The sequence below is a fragment of the Leptolyngbya sp. FACHB-8 genome (assembly GCF_014695575.1).
GTDB lineage: Bacteria > Cyanobacteriota > Cyanobacteriia > Elainellales > Elainellaceae > Vacuolonema.
The window spans coordinates 80,857-88,585 of record NZ_JACJOO010000018.1 but is presented as its reverse complement, the minus strand read 5'-3'; the positions used below and the strand labels follow the sequence as shown (position 1 = coordinate 88,585).

5 protein-coding genes are annotated in these 7,729 nt (G+C 49.0%); 1 reads left to right on the top strand and 4 read right to left on the bottom strand.

The window, feature by feature from the left end; translation table 11 throughout:
• Positions 1-341: 341 nt before the first annotated feature.
• Positions 342-839 (top strand): TVP38/TMEM64 family protein, encoded by a 498-nt coding sequence (locus tag H6F91_RS04485; RefSeq protein ID WP_199307632.1) that lies wholly within the window; start codon positions 342-344, stop codon positions 837-839.
• A 118-nt stretch (positions 840-957) separates the two neighbouring features.
• Here H6F91_RS04485 and H6F91_RS04480 read toward each other — a convergent pair whose 3' ends face one another.
• The 4 genes from H6F91_RS04480 to H6F91_RS04465 form a co-directional block, all read right to left on the bottom strand.
• On the bottom strand, positions 958-2,817 hold the full coding sequence (locus H6F91_RS04480) for a GUN4 domain-containing protein (protein WP_190789237.1): 1,860 nt from the start codon (positions 2,815-2,817) through the stop codon (positions 958-960).
• A gap of 431 nt (positions 2,818-3,248) precedes the next feature.
• On the bottom strand, positions 3,249-3,914 hold the full coding sequence (locus H6F91_RS04475) for an SDR family oxidoreductase (RefSeq protein ID WP_190775821.1): 666 nt from the start codon (positions 3,912-3,914) through the stop codon (positions 3,249-3,251).
• Positions 3,915-4,315: 401 nt separating this feature from the next.
• Positions 4,316-4,645 (bottom strand): hypothetical protein, encoded by a 330-nt coding sequence (locus tag H6F91_RS04470; protein ID WP_190775820.1) that lies wholly within the window; start codon positions 4,643-4,645, stop codon positions 4,316-4,318.
• Positions 4,646-5,048: 403 nt separating this feature from the next.
• Positions 5,049-7,364, bottom strand: a complete 2,316-nt coding sequence (locus H6F91_RS04465) for a nitric-oxide reductase large subunit (protein WP_190775819.1) — start codon at positions 7,362-7,364, stop codon at positions 5,049-5,051.
• Positions 7,365-7,729 lie beyond the last annotated feature (365 nt).

The window sequence follows — 7,729 nt, the reverse complement described above, 5'->3', positions numbered from 1 at the left end:
AAGCCAAGAGTATCTTTCGCTATGGTTTCGACCACCTGCGTCAAATCCTACTGAATCTGGAGTTATTCATCGATGAGTTTTTCCACGTCCTTCAATTTTTGTCCTGTACCTAGATTTCCATATTGCTTCACTCCTGCTCTATGATCGCACGCTACTTTCAACAATTTCGCCAACTTCTAATCAATAGGCGCTTTCAAGTCGCGCTCATTTGGGGTGTTGCAATTCTTATTTTCTGCTTTAGCCCTTTGCGATTTCTATTGAATCGTGAAACGCTCATTCCTTATCTACAAAGATTGGGTATTTGGAGTCCTCTTCTCTTTATTGGAATCTATGCTGTTTGTATGGTAATTGGCTTCCCGACTGTTATTTTTACAATTGCAGGAGGAGTGGTGTTTGGGCTCCTTTGGGGGACTGTTTATTCCATAGCCGGGGCTACCTTAGGAGCAATGGGAGCATTGTGGCTGACGCGTTATCTTTTTCGTGATTGGGTGGAGCATCGGTTTGGCCATAACCCAACCTTACAGAAATTCCAGCGCGGCATTGCAGAGCAGTCGCTGTTGTTTGTTCTCTCGATGCGGTTGATTCCTGTCACTCCCTTTAATGTTGAAAATTACTTATTTGGGCTTACCTTAGTGGATTGGCGGTCTTACCTGCTAGGAACCATCGTCGGCATCATTCCAGGTACCATTGCTTACACATGGGTTGGTGTGACGGGAGCTCAGGCTTTGGAAGGAGGTAGTGCCCTTTCCTTCTTTCTGGCAGTCGGTCTTCTGCTGTTTATCTCTGTGTCCCCAATATTGATTTCCCACTGGCATCGCCGTAGAACAGTAAAACGCTAAGATTTGCTTTAAAGGTTGTTTTTTCGTACGCAAAGCGCACGAAAAAACAACCTTTAAAGTGCCCAGGTTATACCAAATCTGCTTGAAAAAGCATGAGAATACTACTTTCGCTTGCAGGTTATGGTTGCCAAACTTGCAGAGTGTGCCCGTTTGTCAATAAGAACTGACCGTTGGGACTGAAGTTAAATGTCGTTGCATACTGCACCTGGTTGATGCTCTGTCCAGAAGCTACATCCCATAAGGTAAGACCCGGCAACGTCAGCGGTTCTCGCGTAACGGGATGAGCGAAGGGTAGCAGAGCACTAGCCGCTAGGGTACGGCCATCTGCCGTGAAGGACAAATAGCTGGGGCTTTCAGTCTGCCCTCCTATGGTTCCGGCTGCCCCATTAAGAGTATGCAGGAGCTGGTAGTTTTGCATGTTCCACAGCCGGATAGAATAGTCAGTGCTGCTGCTAGCCAGAGTTTGACTATCCGGGCTGAAGGCCAAGCCATTGACCGTCGTCCCATGGCCTTGAAGGGTAATCAGGCGAGCACCTGTGCTGGCATTCCACACTTTTACGCTGTTGTCGGTGTCACTCGTTGCCAGAAACCGTCCGTCTGGACTAAAAGCAATCGGTATCCCATAGGGCTGAGGTACCGTTCCCTCTACAAATGTGCGAATAAGTTGACCGGTGGAAAGATTGCGCAGTTGCAGTTCGTTTCGGTTGGTGGCGATCGCCAACCGCGTCCCATCCGGGCTGATTTTCACCGTGTGTACTACTCCATCTCCCTCACCCAGTGTCATGGTGCGGCTGAGCTGTCCCGTTTGCAAATTCCAAACTTTAATGGTTTGGTCTGAGCTGGCACTCACCAATTGAGTGCCGTCAGCGCTAATGGCGATCGTCCGCACGGCATAGCGATGCCCCGTCAAGGTGCGCTCTAGCTGCCCTGTGGCCGTCGACCAGATGCGTACTGTTCCATCAGCCATCCCTGCTACAATTCGCTCGCTATTGGGGGTGAAGGCGATCGCATTGGCGACATCACCAACCATCTGACCTTGCTCTGTGGGTGGTTCCTGGGCTTGCCCTCTATAGGCATAGGACTCCATAGCCTGCCCCCGTACAAGGGTAATAATGCGACTTCCCCGTTGAGCGTTCCACAGAACCAGGGTGCTATTGTTGGCGGCCCCTCCACAGGCCCGCTCGTAACTGTAGCTGCTCACGGCGAGAATCTGACTGTTGGGGCTGATGGCTTGAGCCACGGTCTGTAACGGGCATCGGTTGGAAGGGTACAGAGAATTGAGGTCGATTTGAAACCGCAGCTCGGGGCTACTCCAGGTTTGGGTGCCTGGTTGCGTGGGAGTTTCTAATGCGACTTTGACGCGATCATAGAGGATAGGGATGTAGCGATAGAAGCGATCGCCCTGCAAGTCCATGGCATCAACCATGCAACTGCCACAGCTTTGCTGATTGAGCATCTCTTGAATCTGGCTCCAGGGAACCCCTGCCCAGGGAAAGTGACCCATAGGCGCATTCAAGGAGTTAGAAAGTTCCGGCTCAGTAAACCAGTCGGGGGATACAAAATTGTTGCTATCGGGAGCTGGCCGTAGCCACCCTACCCGTCGCCCAAACGCCCGTACTGCAGCAGCTCTATCATTGGGATACTGCGTCGAGACTTCCTGCCAAATACGTTGCTGTACACTAAATCCGAATCGCCCATTGCTGGCCTCTAACCACAACTGATCCAGCGTTTGCAACGCATCGACTGGGATATTGCTGACTAGGGGAGTGCTCATGGGAGCATTTCCCTGAGCCCACCGCTCCAGTAGTCGGCGGGTTTCTTGATCAGCTGCCTGCCAGTTTTGAGTATTCAAATGGCGACGCAAAGAGGCATAGGCATCGTTCTGAGCTACCAGGGGAACATCCACGGGCACTGGGGGCACAACCGAAGAACGTGTGGTTGCAGCAGGAACGGCGCCTGCTACCAACGTCATTGACATCAGCAAAAGTCCAGCAAGTGGCGAAACCAAACCAAGAATTTTCATAGGTGGATGATACAGGGGAGACGATTTCCTACGCCTTGCCATAGAATTGTGCAGACGTAAGAAAGGCAGGATGCGTGTTGGAAGAATGAGGCTGAATTCGGCCTCTAAGCTCAAAACCATCCTTTACAGGCTATGTTTATTTTGAACCCCCTGTTTTTCCCTGGCTGAGCAGTTACAGAAAATGATACGCAAATTTGCTTTAGATTGAAAACGCTCAAAAACCCAAAGGAAAGAGGTCCCAAGTGCCCCTTTCCTCTGGGTTTTTGAACATACCTGTGATCTACTGAATCTGTCATTCTTTCTGTGGGAGGTATGATTTAGTACCACTTTCCACAAAAATCCGGGTTTTATTTAGCTGCATTTCTAACGGCTTAATGGAGAATCATCTACCAGGGCAGCACCTCACCGTTACTGTGCCAAAAAGTACCTGTATTCTCCAGCGTCAACTCATGAATTCGTGCCAGCAGCCCTTGAACGGAGACTTCTGGTGGAATGCCGCCGGGGGTAAAATGGGTCATTCGAGTTTGAACTAGACCGGGATGGAGAATGGCGACAGCAATCCCTCGTTCTTTCAAATCATGTGCTAATGACTTACCCGCCATGGATAGTGCAACCTTAGACATACGATAGCCATAAGAACTTCCAGACGTATTATCACCAATCGACCCCATCCGGCTCGTCATTAGTACAACTTTGGACCCAGACGAGAGGTTGGGCAGCAGAGCATGGGTAACACGCAAAGCTCCAAGAGCATTCACCTCAAACTGTTCACGGATGCTATCAAAGTCAAGATTGTCTAGAGTCACGCGTTTGAGAATGCCTGCATTATTGATGAGGACATCGATCGCCGTATCCTGTAAGCGCGATCGCAAGTCCGCCACTGAAGCATCGGAGGTAATATCAATCCCTTCTTCAACCTGCACACCCAGTTGCTTCAGCTCCTGAGAGACTGCGCGGCAAACGGCAATGACTGTGTTGCCCTGGCCTTGAAGTTGGCGGCAGTATTCGTATCCAATTCCTCGATTTGCACCCGTAACTACATAAATTGCCATGGAACCCTCAACCCCGCTTGTGAAAGGATGTTTTTTCGTGTGCTTCATACACAAAAAATAACCCTCTTTCACGTTCCCTAGGGTCCTTCGCAGCCGCTACGCCCTCAATTGCTTTGTGAAATGCGTTGGTGTTGCCTCCAATCTGCATTATCAAAGGGCAAGCACGATTGGTTCAAGCTGATGAGCCAGGGGAAGGCATTCGCTTGTTAGGCGATCGCCACCTGCATTTACACAAGACCACACAACTTTCTTCTCAACGCTCTATTCGTCCATCAATACTCTGGACAGTTTTTCTGAAACTCTTGGTTTTGCGTGCGCGAAGCGCACGCAAAACCAAGAGTTTCAGAAAAACTGTTCGAACTAATGGTCCATAAAACGTTGATTCTTATACAAAAGCGGTTTCAGGCATCTTCTAAATGCTGGCTCAGCTTATGCTCCAGCTTGTCTTTAAACGCCTGACAGTTCTGGATATTCCAGCTCATTGCTTCCATATCCTTTCTCGATCGCTTAATTTCTGCTTCTAGTGCGCCTAAATGCTGCCTTGCCCATCGAGGTAGAGGCATTTTAAACGACAAAAAATATGTTCTCTCTTCATCAGCCTGAGCCAAAACTTTATCCTTGTAGTTCAGCAACAATTTCTGGTTTTCCAGAGTTTCACTGAACAGATAATTCAATTCAAGGATGGCGCGCTCGCATGCGATTAGCTGAGCTTGAAGCATTTCAACATCCATCAATCTAGCTACCTGATTATCTACACGTCATACTCACGTTTTAAGAAAAATATGATTCCAAGACAGGGTTCTATTGGAAGAGCTGAGGCGTGCGAAAAGTAGGAATTCTAAAGAATAAACATAAACCATAAGTTGTATCAGGCTTTACCGTGCTTCTAAAGTTCATATTATTTCCTTGGGGTGGTAAAATCTGTGGCTTGAATTTGCTTGAACTTTATTGCCATATCCATTTGTTGGAGCAAAAAGCGTGTATTTTTTGTATTGGGAGTAGCGATAGAACCACTACTCTCAATAGGAAATTACGGGTTGTTTTATTTGTGATCCTGAGTTGAACTATTAGCGAATGTGCACGATACTTTGCATCGTGCACATTCACTACATAAAGATAGGGTGGAAGTGCCGTTTAAGCTTCGGCAATAGGCTTAATTTCAGCCAGCTCAGGGTGATTCTGCGTAGGTTGGTGTAGGATAGCCCAAATAGCTTGAACTACGAACACCATTATTGCCAGAGCCCCAACTGTAAAGATGATATCGCCGGGAATGCGGAGCCAAACTGTCCATTCCATAAAACGAGAGTGAATCACTTCAGCACTGCGAGCATACCAGGTGCCATAGTTCACGGATTGAATCAGTTGGTAGAAACCGTTTGGAATCAACCCAAAGATCATCATGACGGCAAGACCACCATTAATATGCCAGAAGGCAAAATTCAACAATCGTTCATTCCAGGCTTTCTCGGGAGTGATTTCACGCAAGGCAAACAACATCAGCGCCAGGGCCAGAGAACCGTACACCCCAAACAGAGCAGAATGAGCGTGAATAGGAGTGGTGTTTAAGCCTTGTGAGTAGTAAAGCACGATCGGCGGATTAATCAGGAAGCCAAATACACCGGCACCAATCAAGTTCCAAATACAGGTAGCGATGAAGAAGCGCAATGGCATTCGGTAGAAACCTTGAGCATTCTTCGCCAACTTGGCAGACTTTGCGACTTCAAAACCGATCAGCGTCAGAGGCACAACTTCCAATGCGGAGGCTACCGAACCCATTGCTGTGATGAATACTGGAGTTCCAGCAAAGTACAGATGGTGTAAGGTGCCAATAATACCGCTGCCAAGGAACAGAATCGTGGTCAGATAGGTGGCTTTGAGAGCGGCAGAGCGTTTGAGAAAGCCGAGCTCGCTGCATAGGTAGGCGATCGCCACCGTTGCAAACACTTCAAAGAACCCTTCGACCCAGAGATGCACAACCCACCAGCGCCAGTATTCGGCAACACTCATTGGGGTGTGGTTAGAGTACATCAACCCGGCGGAGTAGAACAAGGGAATTGTAATCGCACTATAGAGGAAGAAGTGATTCAGGCCCGTCTTCGAACCCTCCTGCTTCAGAGCAGGCTTCAGAGCACGGTACATCAACCACAGCCAGAAGACCATGCCACCGATGAGGAGAACTTGCCAGAAGCGGCCCAATTCTACATACTCGTAACCCTGGTGCCCAAATAGGAAGCTGAGCTTCGTACCCAGAATGCCTTGAATAGCTGCCCAGGAACCAATGCAGGAACCTACCACCACAATTGTCAGCGTACCGAGTAGAACGGCATTTCCAATTGCCTGCCCCTTGGGTTCATGCTTCCCAAAGCGAGGGCCAAAGTAGAGGCCGGCAGCCAGCCAGCAAGTCGCAATCCAGAAAACTGCGAGTTGCAGGTGCCAGGTACGAGATGCGGCGTACGGGAGGAATTGATCCAACGGCACACCGTAGAAACCATCTCCCTCAACGGCATAATGGGCGGTTACCATACCCATGCCGATTTGCACCAGGAACAGAGCCATTGCAACGCCGAAGAATAGCGTGGTGACTTTTTGGCTAGCAGTGGCAAGGCGAACTGCAGGACGAGCAGTAACTTCTTGTACTTCGTCTGCATCTTCCGTTTTCAGGTTGACGAACAGGAAGATGCCGATCCCCGCAACGAGCAAAACCACTGATACGATCGACCAGATGACAAACTGACCGGGCGCTTCGTTCCCCACCAATGGATCGTGAGGAAAGTTTGCCGTGTAAGAAAAAGGCGCATTAAAGCGGTTCGCAGAAGCAGCCCAGGCTGTCCATGCAAAGAATGCACTGACATCCTGAATTTGCTCATTGCTCGTGAACCAACCGCTGGGGATAGAAAAGTCCCGAGAACCATGGGCCAGCAAGGTTTGGTAATCAGCGAATACTTTGGTTAAGGCCTGGGTCTGAGCGTTCGTTAGCGCCAAAACCTGAGTTTCAGGATCGTAGCGATTGGTTTTGAACTGCTCAGCAACGCGGGCTTCAAGGCTGGCGCGATCGCCCACTGGCAATGCTTCCAGATCTGCTTGGCTAAAATCGACGCTGCCGGTTTGTAATACACCCGCTGTAGCCAACCCCCATTTGTGGAGAAAGTCTGCTGACCAATCAGGGGCTAAATAGCTCCCATGTCCCCATACACTACCGATATGCTGTCCACCCCGCGCCAGATAAATTTCCTGGCCAGATTGGATGTTGGCTTGAGTCAGAATAACGTCTTGTTGTGGGGAAATAATGGTTGCTGGCACTGGAGGCGCATTTTTCCAAATGGCGGCTCCGGCTCCTAACAATACAGAGAACATAACAACACAAATCAACACGAGCCAAGCTGGTAAGCTCAGCCACCGTCTATGAGTTGGTGATTTGGGTGTTGTAATACTAATGGATGGACTCGTCATCGTGGCAGTCTCTCGCAAAGGCTTTAAAGAGAAGGGTTTAAACCGGGCTGAAGGACAGTGAAATGTCTTACGCCAGGAGAAATATCAATGAATTGGAAAAGGCTTCAGCAAAGGCCAACCCACTTGGGGTATTTGGATTTCTGTAAGCTTAGATACCGAATGTGAGGAAGTTGTGAGGAGGCTCAACTCCACTTCCAATGTTTTCACTATGGCAAGGCTTGTTTTTCCGTTCTATGAGCTACCTCATAAAGCGATCGCTTTTCTGGCCTGTCACAGACGTGCCCTACACAAAAACATAGGTGATGGATTTCCGCCTCAACGTACTAGGTCATGCACTCAGTGAAAATACGAGTGAAAAAAAGCAA